This window comes from Gluconacetobacter takamatsuzukensis (assembly GCF_014174275.1).
Taxonomy (GTDB): domain Bacteria; phylum Pseudomonadota; class Alphaproteobacteria; order Acetobacterales; family Acetobacteraceae; genus Gluconacetobacter; species Gluconacetobacter takamatsuzukensis.
Genome location: NZ_JABEQK010000017.1, coordinates 33,114 through 52,751 on the forward strand (window position 1 = coordinate 33,114; position 19,638 = coordinate 52,751).

The following is a 19,638-nucleotide window of genomic DNA, read 5'->3' on the forward strand; positions in this document are numbered from 1 at the left end:
CCATCCATCCTGGCCACCGGCCGACACGGCCATCATCACGAGGCGGAGCGAACATATGCAGGTCCAGACCCTTCCGGCCCAATCCGGCGATCCGGCACCCCATCCGCGCCTGGGCCATGTCGAGACGGTGATCGTGCAGTCGCGGGTCCTGTCCTGCGACGGCGGGCTGGGCGCGCTGGGCCATCCGCGCGTGTGGCTGCGCATCGCGGGCCACCAGACCTTCTGCCCCTATTGCTCGCGCCTGTTCGTGCTGAGCCCCGATGCCGGGGAAGACAGCGCGCACTGATCCGCCCTCCGATGTCTGACGACGCCCCGATTCACCTGATCCTCGTTGACGGATCGGGGTTCATCTTCCGCGCCTTCCACGCCCTGCCGCCGATGACCGCGCCCGACGGGACGCCGGTCAACGCCGTGTTCGGCTTTACCAACATGCTGGCGCGCCTGTTGCGCGACCATGTGGGCACGCATCTGGCGGTCATCTTCGATGCGGGCCGGCTGACCTTCCGCAACGAACTCTACGACCAGTACAAAGCCCACCGGCCCGAACCGCCCGAGGACCTGCGCCCGCAATTCGCCCTGGTGCGCGACGCGACCGCCGCCTTCGGCGTGCCGGGAATCGAGGAAGCGGGGTGGGAGGCCGACGACCTGATCGCGGCCTATGCCCGCCGCGTGACCGATGCGGGCGGCCGCTGCACCATCGTCTCGTCCGACAAGGACCTGATGCAGCTGATCCGCCCGGGCGTGGAAATGCAGGACCCGATCCGCCAGAAACCCATCGGCCCGGCCGAGGTCGAGGCGAAGTTCGGCGTGACGCCCGACAAGGTGATCGACGTGCAGGCGCTGATCGGCGATTCGGTCGACAACGTGCCGGGCGTGCCGGGCATCGGCCCCAAGACCGCCTCGGCCCTGATCGCGGAATTCGGCTCGCTGGATGCGATCCTCGATGCCGCACCGGCGATGAAGGCCTCCAAACGGCGCGACAATCTGATCGAGCACGCCGAGCGCGCCCGCCTGTCGCGCGAACTGGTGACGCTGCGCGAGGACGCGCCGTGCCCGCTGCCGCTGGAAGAGCTGGTCTGCCGCGCGCCCGACGAGGCGCAGTTGAGCGGCTGGCTGGCGCGGATGGGCTTCCGCTCGCTGGTGCACCGGATGGGGCTGAAGGACACGGCGGCAGCCGTCGGCGTCGCCAGCCACGCCGCGCCTCCCGCCGCCCACGCCGACGCACCGCCGGCCGAGGCCCCGCCCCCCCCCGATCGCGCCCCGTTCGGCCCCTACGAGACCGTGCGCACGGCCGAGGCGCTGGAATCCTGGGTTGCGGAAGCCCGGCGCGTCGGCTTCTGCGCCGTCGATACCGAGACCGACGGGCTGGACCCGCTGCATGCCGGGCTGGTCGGGATTTCGCTGGCGGTGGCCCCGGGCCGGTCCTGCTATATTCCGCTGGCGCATGAGGGCGCGCCGGCCCAGGCGCAGCTCCTGCCCGAGGACGGGGTGGACGAAGACCCTGTCGGCCTCCAGCTGCCCGTCGCGGCCGCACTGGAGATCCTGGGCCCGCTGTTCGTCGACCCCGCGGTGCTCAAGATCTTCCAGAACGCCAAGTTCGACCTGCTGGTGCTGACCCGCGCCGGCGCGCCGCAGCCGACCCCGATCGACGACACGATGCTGATCGCCTACGCCCAGTATGCCGGGCGGCACGGCCAGGGCATGGACGAATTGTCGCGGCTCTATCTGGGCCATACGCCGATCTCGTACGACGAGGTGACGGGCACCGGGCGCAACCGCATCCCGTTCGCGCGGGTCGACGTGGCGCGGGCCACGGCCTATGCGGCCGAGGATACCGACGTGACGCTGCGCCTGTGGCTGGCGCTGCACCCGACCCTGCGGCCCAACCGGGCGCTGGCGCTGTACGAGGAGCTGGAACGCCCGCTGGTGGCCGTGCTGGCCGACATGGAACGGGCCGGGATCGCGGTCGACGTGACCGAATTGCGGCGCCTGTCAGCCGATTTCGCGGCCCGCATGGGCGAGATGGAGGGCGAGATCCACCGCCTGGCCGGCCGGTCGTTCAATGTCGGCTCGCCCAAGCAACTGGGCGAGATCCTGTTCGACGAAATGGGCCTGGCCGGCGGCAAGCGGATGAAATCGGGCGCCTGGGGCACCGATTCGTCGGTGTTGCAGGACTTGGCCGACCAGGGGCACGAACTGCCGGGGCGCATCCTCGCCTGGCGGCAACTGGCCAAGCTGAAATCGACCTATGCCGACGCGCTGGTGGGCCAGGCCGATCCGGGGACGGAGCGGGTGCATACCTCGTTCCAGATGGCCATTACCTCGACCGGCCGCCTGTCGTCCAACGAGCCGAACCTGCAGAACATCCCCATCCGCACCGAGGAAGGCGGCCGCATCCGCCGTGCCTTCGTCGCGGCACCGGGCTACCTGCTGCTGTCGGCGGACTATTCGCAGATCGAATTGCGCCTGCTGGCCCATGTGGCGAAGATTCCCGCCCTGCGCGAGGCCTTCGCGCTGGGGCAGGACATCCACGCCCGCACGGCGTCCGAAGTGTTCGGCCTGCCGATCGAGGGCATGGACCCGCTGACGCGCCGCCGGGCCAAGGCGATCAATTTCGGCATCATCTACGGCATCAGCGCCTTCGGGCTGGGCCGGCAGCTCGGCATTCCGCCGGGCGAGGCCCGGTCGTATATCGACGCCTATTTCGCCCGCTACCCGGAAATCCGCGACTATATGGACCGGATGAAGGAGGAGGCGAAGGCGAACGGCTACGTCACCACCCCCTTCGGCCGGCGCTGCTGGGTGCCCGGCATCGGCGACCGCAACGCTGCCCGCCGCGCCTATGCCGAACGCCAGGCGATCAACGCGCCGTTGCAGGGCGGGGCTGCGGACATCATCAAGCGCGCGATGGTGCGCCTGCCGCATGCGCTGGCCAATGCCGGGCTTGACGGACGGCTGCTGCTTCAGGTCCATGACGAACTCGTGTTCGAGGTACGGCAGGGCCAGGAGGCCGATCTGTCGGCCCTCGTGAAACAGATCATGGAATCCGCCGCCGATCTGTCGGTGAAGCTGGTGGTGGAAACCGGGACCGGAACGAACTGGGCGGACGCACATTGATGCAGGAACGGGACAAGCGCCGGCTGGCGATCGGGGCGATCATCGCCGTGCTTTCGGCGGTGGGGGGATATGCGGGCTACTGGGCGATGGATCGCGCCGGGCCGCTCCTGTCCACCCACGGCAACGAGATCGGCGGATCGTTCCGGCTGGTCAGCGCGGCCGAGGGCGAGGTGTCGGACAGCAATTTCCGGGGCCGCTGGATGCTGGTCTATTTCGGCTACACCCATTGCCCCGACACGCAATGCGGGGTGACGATGCGGGCGATGGCCGGCGCGATGGACCTGCTGGGCCCGCGCTACCGCACCGTGGCGCCGCTGTTCATTTCGCTGGACCCGATGCGCGACACCGCCGAGGCGATGCGCGCCTATACGCTGCGCTTCGGGCCGCGCATCTTCGCCATGACCGGGGCGCCGACCATGCTCAAGGCCGTCACCGCCGAATATCATGCGCCCTATGTGCGTCACGAGGGCAAGGACGGCGATTACAGCATGGAGCCGTCGCCGCGCATCGTCATCATGTCGCCCGAAGGGCGCTATGCGGGCACGATCCAGTCCGACGCCTCGGCCCAGGAAATAGCGGACCGGCTGAACGGCCTGATGGCGGCGCGATAGGTGCGGGGCCGACGGTTCAGCCGGCCGCTTCTGTTCGCCGGGCTGCTGGCGGCGCTGGCGGCCATGCCCCGCCACGCCGCCCGCGCGCAGGATTCCGCACCGGCCGGCAGCGCCCGGCCGGTGGGCGACGGGCAGACGCTGGGCAGCCCGCATCGCGGCGGCACGCTGCGGCTGACGGCATCGTCCTCGGGCGGGACGCTGGACCCGCAGATCAATTATACCTCGGAATATGCCCAGCTTTTCACGGTCCTGTATGACGGGCTGCTGAATTTCCGCAAGGCGGACGACCGCACCAGCGACGACGTGGTGCCCGACCTGGCGGAGGCGGTGCCGCAGCCCGAGGATGGCGGCCGCACCTGGCGCTTCACCCTGCGGCAGGGCGTGCGCTTCTCGACCGGGCAGGTGGTCACGGTGGCCGATGTCGCGGCCTCGATCCGCCGCCTGTTCCGGGTCGGCAGTCCCACGGCGGGGTCGTTCTACGGCGCCATCGTCGGCGCCGATGCCTGCCTGCGCGACCCGGCGCACTGCACGCTGGCGGGCGGGCTGGAGGTCGATCCGGCGACGCGGGCCGTGGTCTTCCACCTCAGCCAGCCCGACGCCGAATTCCCGCAGAAACTGGCCTTCCCGCACGCTTCGATCCTGCCGGCCGACATGCCGGACCACGATCTGGGCAATGTGCCGGCCCCGACCACCGGCCCCTACCGGTTCGTCAGCTACGACCCGGACCGCGGCGCGGTGCTGGAGCGCAATCCGTTCTTCCATGTCTGGAGCGCCGACGCACAGCCCGACGGCTATGTCGATTACATCCATTACGATTTCGGCCTGCCCGACGAGGCAGCGGTGACGGCGGTGGAAAACGGCCAGTACGACTGGATGTTCGACATGAAGCCGCTGGACCGGCTGGGCGAGCTGGGCGCGCGCCACACGCGGCAGGTTCACCTCCGCGCGCTCTACGGCATCTATTACGTGCCGATGAACGTGAACATTCCGCCCTTCAACAACCGCCTGGCGCGGCAGGCGGTCAACCGGGCGCTGGACCGGCGCGCGATGACCATCCTGTATGGCGGGGCCGCCGTGGCCGGTCCGCTCTGCACCATGGTGCCGCCCGGAATCCCCGGCGCGCTGGACGATTGCGCCTATACGACGGGGGCCGACCCCGACCACCCTGCACCCTCATGGCAGGGGGCGGACCTGGAGGGCGCGCGCCGACTGGTCGCCGCCAGCGGCACCGCCGGGCAGAAGGTGACGGTGGTGGTGCAGAACACGGCGGTCGAGATGAGCATGGGCGTATGGCTGCGCAACATGTTGCAGGCCATCGGCTACGACGCCAGCGTCAAGCCCCTGTCGCACGCGGTGCAGCTTGGCTACATCCAGAATACGTCCAACCATGTGCAGATCAGCCTGACCGACTGGTTCGCCGACTACCCCTCGGCCTCGAATTTTCTCGACGACCTGTTCGGGTGCGAGAATTTCCATCCCGGCACCGACAATTCGATCAACATCGCCGGCTATTGCAACAAGGACGCGCAGGCGGCGATGGACGCGGCGAAGCAGGAAACCGATCCGGCGCGCGCGGCACAGCTGTGGGCGCAGGCGGGGCGCATCATCGCCCGCGACTCCCCGGCCGCGCCGGTCATTCGCATCAATTATATCGATCTGGTATCGTCACGGATGGGGAATTATTTCTACACGGACCTGTACCACCTGATCTTCTCGCAGGTCTGGGTCCGGTAGGGCACGGCGCCCGGAGACACCTGTCCGGCCCGGCTTTTTCGAACACCGCCCGCTTACCCGCCCACATTCCCGGACAGGCCCCCCGAGGAGGTTTCCCCATGACTGCGCAGACCGTGACGGCCGCCCCGTCGTCCCCTTCCGCGTCCCGCCCCCCCGGGCCGTGGCGCCGTGCCGGGCGCAGGCTGGCGCGCGACCGCGCATCCATGGCGGCGCTGGCGGTGCTGCTGGCGGTGACGGCGGCGTGCCTGCTGGCGCCGTTCTACGCGCGCGACGTCGCGCATACCGATCCGTTCACCTCCAACGTCGCGGGTTCGGTGACGATCGACGGGCGCAGCGTCGACATCATGCAGCCCAACGACAATCCGCTGCATCTGGGCCTGTCGCCCATCGGCCCGACCTGGCACGCGTCCGCCGACCTGCTGGGCGCGGACAGCCAGGGGCGGGACCTGGCGGCGCGGCTGCTGTATGGCGGCCGCACCTCGCTGCTGATTTCCTTCTGCGCCGCCGCGCTGTGCATCGTGCTGGCGGCGATGGTGGGCATCGTCGCGGGCTATGTCGGGGGCGTCGTCGATGCGGTGCTGTCGCGCATCATGGACATCATGTGGGCGGTGCCGGTCTATCTGTTCGCGATCTCGCTTTCCATCGTCACCGTCAGCCAGGGATTGAAGCTGGGGCCGGTCACGATCGCCAGCGACAACCTGCTGATCCCCATCTGCATCATCGCGCTGGTCTACGTGCCCTATGCGGCGCGGCCAGTGCGCGGGCGGGTGATGACGCTGCGCCGGGCGGAATTCGTGACGGCAGCGCGCGCGCTGGGGGTGCCGGACTATCGCATCGTGCTGCGCGACATCCTGCCCAACGTCACCGGCACGCTGGTGGTGCTGGCGCCGCTGATGATGGCGCTGGCGATGATGGCGGAATCGGCGCTGTCGTTCCTGTCGATCGGCGTGCAGGCACCCGGCGCGTCGTGGGGCACGATCATCGAGGACGGCGAGGGGCTGATCTATACCCGCCCGATGGTGGCCATCGCGCCCGGGCTTGCGATCGTCGTCGTGGTGCTGGCGCTCAACGTGCTGGGCGACGGCATGCGCGACGCGCTGGACGTGCGCGACAGCGGGCGGGAGCGCGCGTGATGGCCCTGACCGTCCTGCGGCGCCTGGGCCAGACGCTGTTCGTGCTGGTCGGGATCTCGGTCCTGGTGTTCCTGGTGTTTTTCGCCACCCCGGGCGCGGACCCCACGGCGCGCATCGCCGGGCGCAACGCCTCGCCCGAGACGATGGCGCGCGTGCGCGTCGAATACGGGTTCGACCGGCCATTGCCGGTGCAATATGCGCGGATGATGGAAAAACTGTTCGTCACGCGCGACCTGACCTCCTACGTCAATCGCGGGCAGAAAGTGGTGCCGGAGATCCTGGAGGCCGCGCCGGTCACGCTGTCGCTGGTCTCGGGCGCGGCGGCGATCTGGGTGGTGCTGTCGGTGGCCATGGGCGTGACGGCGGCCGCCCTGCGCGGCGGCTGGGTGGATCGCGGCCTGATGATGCTGGGGCTGGTCGGGATCTCGATCCCGGTCTTCTGGCTGGGGCAGGTGGTGAACCTGGTGACGCAGAGCCGCTATCACGACAGCTGGCTGTTTTCCTGGGTGCCGGGCCTGGGCTACGTGCCGCTGACCGAGGACCCGCTGGGCTGGTTCCGCGCGCTGGTCCTGCCGTGGCTGACGCTGGCGGTGCTGTTCGTGGGCATCTACAGCCGCGTGCTGCGCGCCGACCTGGTGGCGGTACAGAGCGAGGATTTCATGCGCACCGCCCGCGCCAAGGGGCTGTCGCCGGCGCGGGTGCTGCTGGTCCATGGGCTGCGCACGTCGATGATCACCTTCGTCTCGCTGTTCGGGCTGGATTTCGCGCAGCTGGTCGGCGGCGGCGCGCTGCTGACCGAGGTCGTGTTCGGCCTGCAAGGGGTAGGGCGGCTGACCTATCAGGCCCTGTCCAACCTCGACCTGCCGCTGATCATGGCCACGGTGATGTATTCGGCGGTGTTCGTCGTGATCGCCAATGCCGTGGTCGACATGCTGTATCTGATTCTGGACCCGAGGGTGCGCGATGGACGGTGACATGCTGCTGGCGGTGCGTGACCTGACGGTGGCGCTGCCCGTCGGCGGGCGGCTGGTGCCGATCGTCGAATCCGTATCCTTCACGCTGGGCACGCGCGAAATCCTGGGCATCGTGGGCGAGTCCGGGTCGGGTAAGAGCGTGACCTCGCTGGCGATCATGGGGCTGATCGACGTGCCGGGCGCGCGCATCACCGGCTCGGTCCGTTTTCGCGGGCGCGAACTGGTGGGCCTGCCGCCACGCGCTTATCGCGCCCTGCGCGGGCGCGAGATCGCGATGATCTTCCAGGACCCGATGACCGCCTTCACTCCCGTCTATACGGTCGGGCGGCAGATCGACGAACAGATCCGCGCGCACCAGAAGATCTCGCGCGCCGATGCTCGCGCACGCACGGTGCGCCTGCTGGGCGACATGGGCGTGCCGGATCCCGAGCGCGTGGCCGGCCGCTACCCGCACCAGCTCTCCGGCGGCCTGCGCCAGCGCGCGATGATCGCGATGGCGCTGTCCTGCAATCCGGCGCTGCTGATCGCCGACGAACCGACGACCGCGCTGGACGTGACGGTGCAGGCCCAGATCCTCGACCTGCTGCGCGTGCTGCGGCGCGACTACGGCTCGTCGGTGCTGCTGATCACCCACGATATGGGCGTGGTGGCGGAAACCTGCGACCGGACCCTGGTGCTGTATAGCGGGCTGGTGGCCGAGCGCGGGCCGACCGGCGCCCTCTTCGCGCAGCCGGCCCACCCCTACACGGCGGCGCTGCTGGATTCGATCCCGCCGCTGCACGGCCTGCGCCCGGCGCGCCTGCCCTCCATCCCCGGCAGCCCGCCGGCCCCCGCCGAGCGCCCGGCCGGCTGCCCCTTCGGGCCGCGCTGCACCCATGTCCACGCCGCCTGCGCCACCCGGCCGCCTCTGGTGGCCTGCGGGGAACAGCATGTCGCCTGCGTGCTGCCGACCGAGGGCCACCCGCTGCCGCCGCGTCGGGTGCCGGAGATGAGCGCATGACCGGCCTGCCAGACCATTCGCCATCCCCGCTGATCGCGGCACAGGATTTACGCATGACCTACCGCGTCGGGCGCGGGCAGGTGCTGCGCGCGCTCGACGGCGTGTCGCTGTCGGTGCGGCCCGGCGAGGTGCTGGGGCTGGTGGGCGAGTCCGGCTGCGGCAAGTCGACGCTCGGCCGCTGCCTGCTGCGGCTGGTGCAGCCCAGCGCGGGCCGCGTCGTCTTCGACGGCACCGACATCACCACGCTGCCCGAACGGCGCCTGCGCCCGCTGCGGCAGGACATGCAGATGGTGTTTCAGGATTCCTACGCGGCGCTGAACCCGCGCCGCCGGATCGGCGACCTGGTGGCCGAGCCGCTGCGCGTGCATCCCGCCCCCGGCGGCGGCCGGCGCAGCCGGGCCGATATCGCCGCCCGGCTGGCGGAACTGATGGACCTGGTGGGCCTGCCGCAGCAGGCGCTGGCCCGCTACCCGCACGAATTTTCCGGCGGCCAGCGCCAGCGCATCAACATCGCCCGCGCGCTGGCCCTGTCCCCCCGGCTGGTGGTGGCCGACGAGCCGGTGGCGGCGCTGGACGTGTCGATCCAGGCGCAGATCGTGAACCTGTTCATGGACCTGCGCGACCAATTGGGGCTGACCTACATCTTCGTCGCCCACGACCTCGCGGTGGTGCGGCAGATCTCGACCCGGGTCGCGGTCATGTATCTGGGCGCGATCGTGGAACTGGGCGAGGCCGACGCCGTGCTGCACCGCCCGGCCCACCCCTACACCGCCGCCCTGATCGCCGCGGTGCCCGAACCGGTGGTGCGCACCGGGGACCTGCCGCCCCCGCTGCGCGGCGACGTGCCCAGCCCCATCGCCCCGCCGCCCGGCTGCCGGTTCCACACACGCTGCCCGGTGGTCCGCGACCGCTGCCGCGTCGATCCGCCGGCGCTGCGCACCCTGCCGGACGGGCGCGAGGCCGCGTGTCACTATCCGCTGGTGGGCGAGTAGGGATCCGCGCCGGCCCGGTCGGCCTCGCTGGCTTCGGCAAGCCATCCCGCCGCGCGCAGGACCGCGACATTGGCGCGCGACACCGGCGCCGTGACGCCGTTTGCCAATGTCAGCCGCATCGCGCGGGCCGGCCCATCCACCTGCCGGACGGCATGGCGCGCCACCCACCAGGAGCGATGGACGCGCAGGCCATCGAGTGGCGCGACGGCCTCGATCGCGCGTGTCATCGGCATGAGATGCAGGGCCGATCCCGCACGCGTATGAACGCGCACATAGTGATCTTCCATCTGCAAGGCCAGAACCCCCGGACCCAGGCGGATCGTCTGTTCGGAGGATGGCGGCGCCGGTTCGTCGGGAGTGTGGGGCGCGGCAGGGGAGGCGGTGGCGATCGCCGGCCGGCGCAGGCGCGCGCCTGCCAGGGTGCCGGCCAGGGTCGAGGGCAGACCGATTTCCAGCACCTGCGCGTACCAGCCCATCCAGCCGGGCAGGACGGGTCGCAATGTCGGCCACAGCAGCAGCGCGCCGCTGCGGGTCAGATAGGCCAGCGGCACGCTGGCGATCAGGACCGAGCCCGCCAGCACGCACCAGAAGGCCGGGCTCCCCGCCGGCGCGATCCGGCGGCTGGCGGCGACGGCGGCGCCATAGAGGCCCAGGCCCACCCACGCCGCCCCGATCCAGTAGCCGATCCGTGTCAGGGTGCCGTGATTGAGGTAGCTGCCGAACGGCCCCACCACGCCGAGAAAACAGCCCAGGGCAAAGGCCGCGCACACCATCTGCGCGAAAGGCGCTTTCGCAAGCGCCCTGGCCCTCATCGCGGTCATCGGCGGATTGTCCTCCCCTTTCCCCGGCGTCAACCCGTTCGCCCGGCTGCGCGCCCGTTCGCCCATTGGCGAATGTCGGGTGGCCCCGGCGCGGGCGACCCGTTTTCATGCCGGTCGTTCCCACTGTTTTCAACCGGATTGCTGACGATGTTCAACAGGCTCCTGATCGGCGCGCTTGCCGCCTTGTGTCTTCCACTGCTGGCGCCGGCGCGTGCAGCGCCACCGTCCGCCGTCGGATTTCAATACGCGCGGATGCCCGACGGCACCGAAATCGGTATCTGGTATCCCGCCGTCGGACCGGCGCAGCATCAGACGCTGGGGCTATACGAACAGGATTGTGTCGTCGGGGCGGAACCCGTCGGGTCGGCGCATCCACTTGTCGTCCTGTCGCATGGCAACGGCGGATCGTTCGCCGGCCATCTCGATACGGCGCAGGCGCTGGCCCGGGCCGGCTTCATCGTCGCGGGCCTGACGCATCCCGGTGACAATTGGCGGGACCAGAGCGCGGCGACCCGTATCGAGCAGCGTCCGGCGGCGCTGAGCGCGCTCGTCACCTACATGCTGGAAACCTGGCCGTCGCGGAAACGGATCGATTCCGCACGCATCGGCGCGTTCGGCTTTTCCGCCGGCGGTTTCACGGTTCTGGCGGCGGCCGGGGCACGGCCCGACCTCGGCACGGTCGCGCCGCATTGCCGGGAACATCCCGGTTTCTACGACTGCGCCCTGCTGCGCGCCCATCCGAGAAGCGATGCCGGGCGTGCATGGGCCGGCCGCCGCGACGATCGGATCAAGGCGATCGTCGTGGCGGCGCCGGCGCTGGGTTTCGCGTTCGACCGGGCAGGGCTGGCACCCGTCACGATACCGGTGCAACTCTGGAAGGCAGGCGAGGATACGATCCTTCCCGCGCCGTATTACGCGGATGTCGTGCGGGACAATCTGCCGCGGGCACCCGATTTCCATCTTGTGCCCGATGCCGGGCATTTCGATTTCCTGGCGCCCTGCATCGCGGCGGCGCGCGCCAACCCGATCTGTACCAGCCGGGCCGGTTTCGACAGGGGCGCCTTTCATGTCCTGTTCGACGACGCGGTCGTCCGGTTCTTTCAGAACCATCTTGGCTGAACGCCGGAATGGACATGCGCGCGGGCCAAAGCCCGCGCGCATTCACGATCAGGCCCGCGCGGCCTGCCGTTCGCGCCACAGGCCCAGCAGCAGCGCCCCCCAGGCGCTGACGCCATAGCCCCACAGCAGCCACGCCGAGGCCAGGCGGCAGGTCTGGTCGTCGGGTGCGTAGAGTGTGGGGAACCAGCGCAGGGCGACGGCATCGTACAGCATGGCGTCGGCCATGACGAACAGGCAGCCGGACAGGATCTGGTTGCCTTCCAGCCGCGCCAGGCGGCAAACAAGCCAGACGCTGAGCAGCGCGACCGGGATACTGGTCACGAAGCCGATATCGCCGCGCAGACCATGCAGGCTGCCGGGCAGGGTATGGACGAACAGGGTGGCCAGAGCCCAGAAGAGGAACGCCACGACGGAGCAGATGATGATCTGATTCAAGCGGAGCATTGCTGTCTCACCTTCCATGAAGCGACTGCTACATTATCGCCTTGTAGCACCCGCTTCAATGTCGAATCGTATTCTTTCCGAGAGAATGTCATGACCGAAGATTCCGCCGATCCCGCCCCCGCCGACCGGGCCGGGCGGCGCGATGCCCTGGCGGAGGCGGTGGCCGAGCTGGTCCTGCGCGAGGGGCTGGGCACGATGGGGCTGCGCGGCCTGGCCCGGCGGCTGGGCACCAGCGACCGGATGCTGATCTATTATTTCGGCAGCAAGGACGCGCTGGTAACGGGCGTGCTGGCGCGCATCGGCGAGAAACTGTCGGTGCTGCTCCAGGCCTACAGCGCGGGGCCGCCGGTATCGCCGGGTGCATTCCTGGGCCAGGTGCTGGCACTGGGGCGCGACCCGGTGGTGATGCCGTTCATGCGGGTATGGACCGACGTGATCGCCCGCGCCGCAGCGGGCGAGGCGCCCTACGACACGGTGGCGAAGGCGGTGGTGGCCGACTGGACGGCATGGATCGGCACCAGGCTGGTCCCCGATCCGGACCGGCCGTGCCCGCCCGCCGCCCTGCTGTCGATCGTCGAGGGGGTGACGCTGCTGGAAATGGCCTGCCCGGGCAGCACGGCGGCGGCAGGCCCGTGGCTGGCCGAGGCTCTGACGCGCGCGGGCGGCCCGTCGGCCTGAAGCAAGGATCGCCGCGACGCCCCGCCCCCTTGCGTCACGCGGCCAGGATCACCCGGTCGCGTCCCTCGGCCTTGGCACGATAGAGCGCCCTGTCGGCGCGCGCGATCAGGCTCTGCCACGTGTCGTTCTCGCCGGCCGTGGCAATGCCGGCGCTGACCGTGACCACCAGCTCCGGCATGCCGGCGGGGGTGCGCGTACCGCCCAGCGAGCGGCAGAGCGCCTGCATGCGGTCGGCCGTCGCACCCTCGCCGGTCAGCACGACCAGGAATTCCTCGCCGCCATAGCGGCCGGCCTCGTCGTTCGCGGTCATGCCCTGCCGCAGCCGCCGGCCGATTTCGGTCAGCACGTCGTCGCCGGTCAGATGCCCCCACCCGTCATTGATCTGCTTGAAATGATCGACATCGATCAGCCCCACCATCAGGGGCGTGGTGGCGGGCAGCTCGGCCAGGCAGGATTGCAGGCAGGACTGGATCGCGCCCCGGTTCAGCAGCCCCGTCAGGCTGTCCAGCCGCGACTGTTCCATCAGCGCCTGGTGGGCGGCGCGGATTTCCCGGGTCTGGCGGTCGACGATCGCCTGTAATTTCCGGCGCTGCTTCAGCAGCAGCCCGACCCGGATACGCCAGGCCCCATACCCCGCCAGCAGCAGGCAGAGGGCGATCAGGCACCGCACCGCCCAACTGTCCCACCAGGGATAGGCCATGGTGATGCTGGCGGTCACGATCGCGGATTGCTGGTGGCGGTCCGGATCGAAGGCCATCAGCATGAAATGGTGGGTGCCGGGCGGCACCGAGGGATAGCGCACCGATCCGTCGGCGGTCTCGTTCCAGCCTTCGTCCACGCCTTCCAGCCGGTAGCGGAAGCGTATGCGCGGCGCGTCGCGGTAATCCAGCGTGCCGAACGTCACGCGCAGCGGCGCGCGGGTAAAGGCGATCCGCTCGCCATGATAGGGGCGATGGCCCAGCTCCATGGTGGTGATGACCGGCTGCGGCGAAATACCGGCCAGCAGCGCCTCCGGCTGAAGCAGATGCGACACGCCCCGGCTGGTGCCGATCCAGATCGATCCGTCCGTGTCCTCCAGCAGGCTCTGCTGGTCCAGGTCGTTCGAGGCCAGGCCGTCGGCCTCGGTAATCGTGACCCAGCGCCGGCCGTCGAAGACGTTCAGCCCGCGATCCGAACCGGCCCAGACACGCCCCAGCCGGTCGATCATCAGGCTGTACAGGATATCGTTGCCGATGGTGGCCGGGTCGTGGAACGTCACGTTGGCGATCCGGTCGCCGTCATGCGTCACCCGGTAGAGGCCGCCCTGGCCGCCGATCCACAACCGATGGTCGTTCTCGATCGCGATCACGTAGGGGGCGAAGGTCGCGAGCGGCCATTCGGGCAGCACGACGGTCGTGGTGCCGTCGGGGTGCCGCGCCACCAGGCGCCGCCGCTCCAGCAGCCACAGCGTGCCGCCGCTGTCGATGCGCCCCGCGACATACGACCCGCTCAGGCCCGGAACGGCCACGGGGTCCCGGTCGCGCCGGGCGGCGTCGGCCAGCCATGCGCCATGGTCCGACAGCAGCCAGATATCGTCGCCGGTGCCGACCAGGACCTGGTTGACCCGCTTGACGGGATAATCGTGCCGCCAGTCCGTCTGCGCGTCGTGCAGCGTCACGCCTTCCGGCCCGGCCTGCCAGATGCCGCCATGCCGGTCGGCGGCGATGAAGAAGCCGGGCTGGTCGATGGTGCGCACCACCCTGTTGGTGGCGGTATCCAGCGCGCTGAGGCCGGTATCGGTATCGATCCACAGCGGGCCGTCGGGCTGGCGGGCCATCTGCCAGATGACATCGCTCGGCAGCCCGTCGCGGCGTCCGAACGTCTCCAGGATTCCAAACCCGTCGGCGCGCGCCAGCCCGTATCCCATCCGGCCGATCCACAGCGCCCCCTGCTGGTCGAACAGCAGCGCGGTCAGCGGCGCGTTGGACCGCTCGCCGTCCAGGGCCATGGTCTTCCATGTGCCGTGGGCGCGGATGGCCAGCTCGTCGTCGTCGGCCTGTGTCACCAGCGCCCCCTGGGGGGACCAGGACAGGGTCAGCAGATGCTGGTAATTTTCATATTGGTGGCCGGCATGCGGAATCGCCTCGACCTGCGCGGCCGCGGGGTCGCGCGGGACCGTGACCAGTTCGTGCAGGGTCCGCGCCAGCACCGTGCCGTCCCGGTCCTGGACGATCGCCTCCATCCGGCGCGGCTCGGCCAGGGGCGGCAGGGTGGGGCAGCGCAGCGCGGCCCCCGATACGGCGCACAGGCGCCCGTCATTGGTGCCGATCCACAGCGTGTCGCCGTCGGCATGCAGGGCCGACACGTCGGTCAGCGGGTCGCCCTGCATGCCCAGTGTCGCGGCCAGCAGGCCGATATGCTCGCCGGTGGCATCCTTGTGGATGAACAGCAGCCGGTCGCTGTCGGTCAGGACCAGCCCGTCATGCCAGGGCATGATCTTGCGGTGGCTGTCATGCCCCAGCGGCCGCCCGCCCTCGATCGGCCGGAAACGCAGCTGGCCGGGGGTGGTGGCGGTGGCCCCGTCGTACGCGACATAGACCATGTCGGCATAGGCCAGGATCAGGTCCCCATGGCCGGTCAGCGCGGCGCCGACCCCCACGCCGCCGGCCGGCAGCCCCTGCGCCGGGCCGAAGGGCACGAATTGCCGGCCGTCGAAAAAGAAAAATCCATGCTGGGTCGCCGCGACGATATGCCCTGTCGGCAACTGCATCGCGGATATGACGGAAATATTCGTCAGGCCGCTCGCGGCATCGTAAAGCGTGGTGGGGACCGTCTGGCTGCGGGCAGGGGGGGAAATGCCGGCTGCCAACGCCACGAGACACGGAATGAAGGCCAGCCGGATCAGGATCTTGCGACGGCGAAATAACGGACGACGCGCTTTTTCCGAAGGGCCATGCATGGTGAACAAATGATCGGGGTCCTGGGCAGGTAACGATTCCGTATTGCCATCGGAGCATGCGCGGGGCGGATGGAGATGAGGGCAATATTCGTTATTATAAAACAATACTCTATTTTCTCAAACGAATTTCGGTATAGGACGGCCGGATCGGGATGCGGAGGGGAAGCGGGCGATGACGTGGCGACGGACCCTTCTGCCGGCTGGAATGCTGTCTCTGGCGGCCGGGCTGGCCATCGCGCTGGCCATCGGGCTGGGGCCGCGCGTGCGGCCGTGGACCGGGGCGGTCGCCCTGCCCACAATGCCCTCCGACCCCGCCGCGCTCGAGGCCGCGATCGCGGCCGGCGAGGCAGCGGCCGGCCCCCTGCGGCCCGGCACCGCGGCCCGGATCGTGTGGGCCGATCCGGCGCACCCCGCGCGCACCGCCTGCGCCATCGTCTACCTGCATGGTTTCACCGCCAGCCAGGGCGAGGGGGCGCCGGTCCATGCGGACCTCGCACGCCTGTTCGGCTGCAATCTCTACCTGGCCCGCCTGCCGGGCCACGGGTTGCAGGCGCCCGACGCCATGCGCGGCCTCACTGCCGCGCACCTGGCGCAGGGGGCGGCACGGGCGCTGGCCATCGGCGATGCGATCGGCGGGCGGGTGGTGGTCATCGGCACCTCCACCGGCGGCGCCCTGGCGCTGGACCTCGCGGCCCGCTTTCCGCAGGCGCTCTCCGGCCTGGTCCTGTGGTCGCCGCTGGTGCGCGAACGCGGCAACCAGCTCGACCCGCTGTTCTGGCCGTGGGGATTGCAACTGATGTGGCTGGTCCACAACCATGGCCACGACGTCACGCACGCCCCCGCGCTGGGGCCGATCTGGACGGGCGACGTGCATGTCGACGGCTATGTGGCCCTGGCCGAACTGACGCGCGGACGGATGGTCGAACCGGTGTTTCGCCAGGTCGCGGCGCCGGTCTTCCTGGGCTATTACGACCGCGACCCGGCACATACCGACCCGACGGTCGAGGTCCCGGCGATGATGCGGATGTTCGGGCAACTGGCCACGCCGGCCGCGCTGCGGCGGCAGGTGGATTTTCCGCAGGCCGACAGCCACGTCATCGCCTCGCCGCTGCGCTCCCGCACCCCCGATGCCGTGTGCCGCGCCACGCGCGACTATCTGCACGATGTGCTGGGCCTGCCCTACGCGCCGGATGGCGACCCGGCGGTGTGCGATACGGTGCGCCCGCTTGCGGGCCAGGACGGTGCCAGCGTGCCGCATAGGTGAATTTCGGTGCATGAAATTCTGCTAAAATATTGATTTTTATAAAGTTAAGAATCTGAAATCTGCAAGATTCCCCGCCCCGGGCACTAGTCAGGGGGAAGCCGGGGCGGATAAAATGCTGCAGGCACCGGGGCATGCGCGCCCCGGCTGTCGCATGCAAGGAAATGAGACCGATGGCTGAATGTCCGACGAAATGTAAGATCAAGTCCCCCTGCGTGAAGGGAATCCTGGCCGTGGGTCTGGTTGCGGCACTGGCCTTCGTGGTCAAGAAAGTGTTTTGCAACAAGCACTGAGCCTGACAATTCCGTCCCGGCCGCGTGCCGGGGCGGCTCCTTCCCGCCCGCGCGGATAGGCGGCCATGGCGCGACAGGAAGAGGATAAGTCCGTCATCCGGCGCATCATCCATGTCGACATGGATGCCTTCTACGCGTCGGTCGAACAGCGCGACGACCCGGCCCTGCGCGGCCGCCCGGTGGCCGTCGGCGGCAGCCGGCAGCGCGGCGTGGTCGCCGCCGCCAGTTACGAGGCCCGGCAATATGGCGTGCGCTCGGCCATGCCGTCGGTCACGGCGCGCCGCAAATGTCCCGACCTGGTCTTCGTGCCGCCGCGCTTCGACGTCTATCGGGCGGTTTCGGCGGGCATCCACGCCATTTTTGCCCGCTATACGGCGCTGATCCAGCCGCTGTCGCTCGACGAAGCCTATCTCGATGTCACCGTCTCGCTGGCCGCCCACGCCTCCGCCACCGCGATCGCCCAGGACATCCGGGCCGCGATCCGCGCCGAGACCGGGCTGACGGCATCGGCCGGCGTTTCCTACAACAAGTTCCTGGCCAAGCTGGCATCGGACTATCGCAAGCCCGACGGGCTGTATGTCATCACCCCGCGCATGGGTCCGCGCTTTGTCGAATCCCTGCCGGTCGAGCGGTTCCACGGCATCGGCCCCGCCACGGCGGCGCGCATGCACGCGCTGGGCATCCGCACGGGCCTGGACCTGCGCGGGTGGGACATGGAACGCCTGTCGCGCCATTTCGGCCGCGCCGCCGCCTTCTATCACGGCATCGCGCGCGGGCTGGACGACCGGCCGGTCGAACCCGACCGCAAGCGCAAATCCATCGGCGCCGAACGCACGCTGGAGCAGGATATCCATCATTGGGAACAGGCGCTGGCGGTGCTGGAACCGCTGGTCGACCGGGTGTGGGAGGCCAGCGGCAAGCGCGGGCTCGGCGGCCGGACGGTAACGGTCAAGGTCCGCTACGCCGATTTCCGGCATACCGGCCGGGCCCGCTCGCTCGCCGCCCCGCTGGCCTCTCGCGCCGCGTTGCACGAAATGGCGATGGGCCTGATGCGCCCGTTCTTCCCGCCCGAAATGGGCGTGCGCCTGCTGGGGGTCACGCTCTCCAACCTCGATGACGGCGGCACGCCAGCCGCCGGCACGCAATTCGCCCTGGCGCTGGACCCACCCTGACGGCGACGCGGGGGGCGCTTGCCGAGGCGGCGAGGGCTGGCCCATAACATCATGGTTTCCGGCGCCGATATCCTGGCCGGACTCATCGCGGGATGGCATGAAATGGCGTTGCTTGTCAGAACTTCATCCGACCGGGCAGCGGCCTGGCGCACGGCGCTGCATCGGGCGGCCCCCGACCTCGACATCCGGCTGTGGCCCGAATGCGGCGACCCGGCCGAGATCACCGCGCTGCTGACTTGGAAGGCGCCGCCCGACCTGGCGCAGCGTTTTCCCAACCTGCGGGTCGTCTTCTCGGAAGGGGCGGGGGTGGACCAGTTCCTGTCGCTGGACCTGCCGGACCCGGTCAGCCTGGTGCGGATCGTCGATCCGGCACTGACCGGGATGATGGTGGAATACGGCACCTGGGCGACCCTGGCGCTGCATCGGCAGATCCCGGCCTATCGCCGGGCACAGGCCGCGCACGAATGGGCACGCCTGCCGCATACGCTGGCCCGCGACCGGCGGATCGGCGTGCTGGGGCTGGGGGTGCTGGGCCGCGCCCTGCTGGAGCGCCTGCATCAGTTCGGGTTCGATTGCGCGGGCTGGAGCCGGGGCGCCCATGCGCTCGATGGCGTCACATGCTTTGCCGGGGCCGAGGCACTCCAGCCCTTCCTGGCACGGACCGATATCCTGGTCTGCCTGCTGCCCCTGACGGACGAGACACGAGGCATCCTCTGCACCGCCCATTTCAACGCCATGCCGCGCGGGGCAGGGCTGGTCAATTGCGGGCGCGGCGGCCACCTGGTGGAGCCCGACCTGCTCGATGCCCTGGCATCCGGCCAGTTGTCGCACGCGATCCTGGACGTGACGGCGCGGGAGCCCCTGCCGGCCGACCACCCGTTCTGGGACCATCCCGGCGTCACCCTCACGCCCCATGTGGCCAGCGACACCACCCCGGCCAGCGCCGCCGCGCAGGTGATCGAGAACCTGCACCGGCTGCAAAGGGGCGAAACCCCGACCGGCCTGGTCGATCGCCGGCGCGGCTACTGAAAAACGCTTTGAGCCCCGGGCCGGAACGTACGCCCTCTCTTCGGCCATATGTTTTCAGGCCGTTCTTGCGGAGCCTGACCGGAAATGTGGGCTGGTGAGCGAGAGCGGCCCGCAGGGGATGCGCGCCGGATCGCCACCGGCGCGCATTTACGGTCAGGCCCGGTTGTAGGTGTCCTCGAAGCGGACGATATCGTCCTCGCCCAGATAGGACCCGGTCTGGATCTCGATCAGCACCAGCGGGATGCGGCCCGGATTTTCCATCCGGTGGGTGCATTCCTGCGGCAGGTAGATGCTCTCGTTCTCATGGACGGTGATCTGCTCG

The 19,638-nt window shown here is 69.7% G+C and carries 16 protein-coding genes and 1 pseudogene; 13 read left to right on the forward strand and 4 right to left on the reverse strand.

All coding sequences use genetic code 11. The annotated features are described in order from the left end of the window. Positions 1–55 precede the first annotated feature (55 nt). From HLH27_RS16055 to HLH27_RS16090, 8 genes are all read left to right on the forward strand, one after another. On the forward strand, positions 56–286 hold the full coding sequence (locus HLH27_RS16055) for a zinc-finger domain-containing protein (RefSeq protein ID WP_182951050.1): 231 nt from the start codon (positions 56–58) through the stop codon (positions 284–286). Positions 287–297: 11 nt separating this feature from the next. Then, positions 298–3,117 carry a DNA polymerase I gene (gene polA / locus HLH27_RS16060; RefSeq protein ID WP_182951051.1) on the forward strand — a complete coding sequence of 940 codons (2,820 nt, stop codon included), beginning with the start codon at positions 298–300 and terminating at the stop codon, positions 3,115–3,117. Continuing rightward, positions 3,117–3,728, forward strand: a complete 612-nt coding sequence (locus tag HLH27_RS16065; RefSeq protein WP_182951052.1) for an SCO family protein — start codon at positions 3,117–3,119, stop codon at positions 3,726–3,728. Before polA ends, HLH27_RS16065 begins: the two co-directional genes overlap by 1 nt. Before the next feature lie 63 nt (positions 3,729–3,791). Next, on the forward strand, positions 3,792–5,462 hold the full coding sequence (locus tag HLH27_RS16070) for an ABC transporter substrate-binding protein (RefSeq protein WP_182951068.1): 1,671 nt from the start codon (positions 3,792–3,794) through the stop codon (positions 5,460–5,462). Between the two features lie 98 nt (positions 5,463–5,560). Further along, on the forward strand, positions 5,561–6,595 hold the full coding sequence (locus tag HLH27_RS16075; RefSeq protein ID WP_182951053.1) for an ABC transporter permease: 1,035 nt from the start codon (positions 5,561–5,563) through the stop codon (positions 6,593–6,595). Beyond that, positions 6,595–7,569, forward strand: a complete 975-nt coding sequence (locus HLH27_RS16080; protein WP_182951054.1) for an ABC transporter permease — start codon at positions 6,595–6,597, stop codon at positions 7,567–7,569. The genes HLH27_RS16075 and HLH27_RS16080 overlap by 1 nt, the downstream gene beginning before the upstream one ends. Next, positions 7,559–8,569 (forward strand): ABC transporter ATP-binding protein, encoded by a 1,011-nt coding sequence (locus HLH27_RS16085; RefSeq protein ID WP_182951055.1) that lies wholly within the window; start codon positions 7,559–7,561, stop codon positions 8,567–8,569. Before HLH27_RS16080 ends, HLH27_RS16085 begins: the two co-directional genes overlap by 11 nt. Further along, complete coding sequence (locus tag HLH27_RS16090; protein WP_182951056.1) at positions 8,566–9,561, forward strand: ABC transporter ATP-binding protein; 996 nt, start codon at positions 8,566–8,568, stop codon at positions 9,559–9,561. The genes HLH27_RS16085 and HLH27_RS16090 overlap by 4 nt, the downstream gene beginning before the upstream one ends. Here the strand turns inward: HLH27_RS16090 and HLH27_RS16095 are convergent. Continuing rightward, the gene (locus HLH27_RS16095) at positions 9,540–10,382 is read right to left on the reverse strand and encodes a LytTR family DNA-binding domain-containing protein (RefSeq protein WP_220790456.1); all 843 of its coding nucleotides are present in this window, start codon (positions 10,380–10,382) and stop codon (positions 9,540–9,542) included. The genes HLH27_RS16090 and HLH27_RS16095 overlap by 22 nt on opposite strands. Before the next feature lie 147 nt (positions 10,383–10,529). Here HLH27_RS16095 and HLH27_RS16100 point away from each other — a divergent pair, with 147 nt between their 5' ends. Next, the gene (locus HLH27_RS16100) at positions 10,530–11,501 is read left to right on the forward strand and encodes an alpha/beta hydrolase family protein (RefSeq protein WP_182951057.1); all 972 of its coding nucleotides are present in this window, start codon (positions 10,530–10,532) and stop codon (positions 11,499–11,501) included. Between the two features lie 48 nt (positions 11,502–11,549). On the opposite strand, the gene HLH27_RS16105 is transcribed toward HLH27_RS16100, so the two are convergent. Further along, positions 11,550–11,945, reverse strand: coding sequence for a DUF5367 family protein (locus HLH27_RS16105; protein ID WP_246375960.1), 396 nt, complete (start codon positions 11,943–11,945; stop codon positions 11,550–11,552). Between the two features lie 90 nt (positions 11,946–12,035). On the opposite strand from HLH27_RS16105, the gene HLH27_RS16110 reads away from it, so the two are divergent. Next, complete coding sequence (locus tag HLH27_RS16110; RefSeq protein WP_182951059.1) at positions 12,036–12,623, forward strand: TetR/AcrR family transcriptional regulator; 588 nt, start codon at positions 12,036–12,038, stop codon at positions 12,621–12,623. Positions 12,624–12,657: 34 nt separating this feature from the next. On the opposite strand, the gene HLH27_RS16115 is transcribed toward HLH27_RS16110, so the two are convergent. Beyond that, complete coding sequence (locus tag HLH27_RS16115; RefSeq protein ID WP_246375965.1) at positions 12,658–15,561, reverse strand: ligand-binding sensor domain-containing diguanylate cyclase; 2,904 nt, start codon at positions 15,559–15,561, stop codon at positions 12,658–12,660. Between the two features lie 172 nt (positions 15,562–15,733). Here HLH27_RS16115 and HLH27_RS16120 point away from each other — a divergent pair, with 172 nt between their 5' ends. From HLH27_RS16120 to HLH27_RS16130, 3 genes are all read left to right on the forward strand, one after another. Further along, on the forward strand, positions 15,734–16,825 hold the full coding sequence (locus HLH27_RS16120; protein WP_246375961.1) for an alpha/beta hydrolase: 1,092 nt from the start codon (positions 15,734–15,736) through the stop codon (positions 16,823–16,825). Positions 16,826–17,180: 355 nt separating this feature from the next. Further along, positions 17,181–18,287, forward strand: a complete 1,107-nt coding sequence (dinB, locus tag HLH27_RS16125) for a DNA polymerase IV (protein ID WP_182951061.1) — start codon at positions 17,181–17,183, stop codon at positions 18,285–18,287. Between the two features lie 102 nt (positions 18,288–18,389). Next, positions 18,390–19,316 (forward strand): 2-hydroxyacid dehydrogenase, encoded by a 927-nt coding sequence (locus HLH27_RS16130; RefSeq protein ID WP_182951062.1) that lies wholly within the window; start codon positions 18,390–18,392, stop codon positions 19,314–19,316. A 153-nt stretch (positions 19,317–19,469) separates the two neighbouring features. Here HLH27_RS16130 and cpsB read toward each other — a convergent pair. Further along, positions 19,470–19,638, reverse strand: a pseudogene (cpsB, locus tag HLH27_RS16135) (mannose-1-phosphate guanylyltransferase/mannose-6-phosphate isomerase); the annotation flags it as partial.

Excerpts from the sequence above, each read along its gene's own strand:
- HLH27_RS16055 (WP_182951050.1), top strand. The coding sequence starts at position 56 with ATGCAGGTCCAGACCCTTCCGGCCCAATCCGGCGATCCGGCACCCCAT.
- polA (WP_182951051.1), top strand. The coding sequence starts at position 298 with ATGTCTGACGACGCCCCGATTCACCTGATCCTCGTTGACGGATCGGGG.
- HLH27_RS16065 (WP_182951052.1), top strand. The coding sequence starts at position 3,117 with ATGCAGGAACGGGACAAGCGCCGGCTGGCGATCGGGGCGATCATCGCC.
- HLH27_RS16070 (WP_182951068.1), top strand. The coding sequence starts at position 3,792 with ATGCCCCGCCACGCCGCCCGCGCGCAGGATTCCGCACCGGCCGGCAGC.
- HLH27_RS16075 (WP_182951053.1), top strand. The coding sequence starts at position 5,561 with ATGACTGCGCAGACCGTGACGGCCGCCCCGTCGTCCCCTTCCGCGTCC.
- HLH27_RS16080 (WP_182951054.1), top strand. The coding sequence starts at position 6,595 with ATGGCCCTGACCGTCCTGCGGCGCCTGGGCCAGACGCTGTTCGTGCTG.
- HLH27_RS16085 (WP_182951055.1), top strand. The coding sequence starts at position 7,559 with ATGGACGGTGACATGCTGCTGGCGGTGCGTGACCTGACGGTGGCGCTG.
- HLH27_RS16090 (WP_182951056.1), top strand. The coding sequence starts at position 8,566 with ATGACCGGCCTGCCAGACCATTCGCCATCCCCGCTGATCGCGGCACAG.
- HLH27_RS16095 (WP_220790456.1), bottom strand. The coding sequence starts at position 10,382 with ATGACCGCGATGAGGGCCAGGGCGCTTGCGAAAGCGCCTTTCGCGCAG.
- HLH27_RS16100 (WP_182951057.1), top strand. The coding sequence starts at position 10,530 with ATGTTCAACAGGCTCCTGATCGGCGCGCTTGCCGCCTTGTGTCTTCCA.
- HLH27_RS16105 (WP_246375960.1), bottom strand. The coding sequence starts at position 11,945 with ATGCTCCGCTTGAATCAGATCATCATCTGCTCCGTCGTGGCGTTCCTC.
- HLH27_RS16110 (WP_182951059.1), top strand. The coding sequence starts at position 12,036 with ATGACCGAAGATTCCGCCGATCCCGCCCCCGCCGACCGGGCCGGGCGG.
- HLH27_RS16115 (WP_246375965.1), bottom strand. The coding sequence starts at position 15,561 with ATGCATGGCCCTTCGGAAAAAGCGCGTCGTCCGTTATTTCGCCGTCGC.
- HLH27_RS16120 (WP_246375961.1), top strand. The coding sequence starts at position 15,734 with ATGACGTGGCGACGGACCCTTCTGCCGGCTGGAATGCTGTCTCTGGCG.
- dinB (WP_182951061.1), top strand. The coding sequence starts at position 17,181 with ATGGCGCGACAGGAAGAGGATAAGTCCGTCATCCGGCGCATCATCCAT.
- HLH27_RS16130 (WP_182951062.1), top strand. The coding sequence starts at position 18,390 with ATGGCGTTGCTTGTCAGAACTTCATCCGACCGGGCAGCGGCCTGGCGC.